The organism is Pseudonocardia sp. 73-21, assembly GCF_001899645.1.
Classification (GTDB): Bacteria; Actinomycetota; Actinomycetes; order Mycobacteriales; family Pseudonocardiaceae; genus Pseudonocardia.
The window spans coordinates 1-1246 of the sequence record NZ_MKVV01000073.1 but is presented as its reverse complement, the minus strand read 5'-3'; the positions used below and the strand labels follow the sequence as shown (position 1 = coordinate 1246).

The 1246-nt window shown below is 68.1% G+C and carries 2 protein-coding genes; both read left to right on the top strand.

The window, feature by feature from the left end; genetic code table 11:
• Window positions 1-117: 117 nt before the first annotated feature.
• The gene (locus BGP03_RS23225) at window positions 118-360 is read left to right on the top strand and encodes a hypothetical protein (RefSeq protein ID WP_299737464.1); all 243 of its coding nucleotides are present in this window, start codon (window positions 118-120) and stop codon (window positions 358-360) included.
• 7 nt (window positions 361-367) lie between these two features.
• Window positions 368-1192, top strand: a complete 825-nt coding sequence (locus tag BGP03_RS23220) for a PLP-dependent transferase (protein WP_299737461.1) — start codon at window positions 368-370, stop codon at window positions 1190-1192.
• The last annotated feature ends 54 nt before the right edge of the window (window positions 1193-1246 follow it).

Genomic DNA, 1246 nt, shown 5'->3' with positions numbered 1-1246 from the left:
GCACAACCGATTCTCCCACCCCCAGCATGATCATCTGGGGTGGCGCGCCGAGTTACGCGACAGGCTCGATCAGACGCCGGGCTGAGGCCGCCCGACCCGGCCGGGTAGGACTACCTGGTGGCTCTTTCCGATCATCATCTCGCCACCTTCAGCGTCCATGCCGGCAACGCACCGGACCCGGGCACCGGCGCGATCCGGGGACCGGTGGTGATGGCCAACTCCTACCTGCTTCCCGACGACCCGTCGAAGCTGAGCTGGTCGGGCACCGACACGGAGCTGAACACCCGCAACGGCGGAGCCGACCAGCACCGGCTCGAGGCGAACCTCGGCGGCGGCGACGCCGCTGCGGTTCGGCGCTGATCTTGTTGTGCACTCGCTGACCAAGTACATCAACGGCCACGGCGACGCGATGGGCGGCGCCGTGATCGGGCGCGCCGAGCTGATCGAGCGGATTCGCGCCGAGGCGATGGTCGACGTCGAGGGCGGCTTCGGCCGCTCTGGAACTCGTCACCTCCGCGGCGTCGCTCGGCTACGACGAATTTCTGATCGTGCACGTCAGAGCCGAGGACGACCGAGCTCGCTGCTACCCCGAGGAGTTCCGGCACCGGGGACACCTCCGCCTGTCGGACGGACTGGAGGTCCCGCGCGATCTCATCACCGATCTCGACCCGGCCCTGACTCGGGCGGTCGGGCCGGCCTCGACGATCTGTCACGATCCGCACCCGACGCCCTCGGCATGACAGCAGCCGGCTGCGGCAGTGCCCTGAGCGGCCGTGATCTGAAGGCGAACGGGTCAGCTTGCGACGGTCGCCGGTGGTCCATGACCCGCTCTGAGGCAAGGTCACGAACCTTCTCGACCGACGCCACCGGTCGTGCGCTCAACCCCACCTACGTCGAGGCCCTTGGGCAGGTGAGCGGGAGTCATCTTTGCCCGCCGACGGCAACCGACGAACCACAGCTGTTCCCGTGTCCGGCAGACATTGTTCCATCGCGTCACAAGGACCTGACAATGCTTGGCACGGGGCGGCCCGGATCAGGCCCGCGCACTAGCCCGGACCGCCCCGGGTCCACTCCAGAGTCGGCGCCCCGCGCAGTCCCACTCCGGACGTGGTCCGTTGAGAGGCTTCTTTCCACCGACCCCGCCGCCCGCGGGGAATCGGTGGGCAGCGGCCCTGGTCCACTACCCATGTGAGGAGATGACGTGAGTCGGCAGAGTTTGGCCAAGGCTCATCAGAAGATCCAGGAA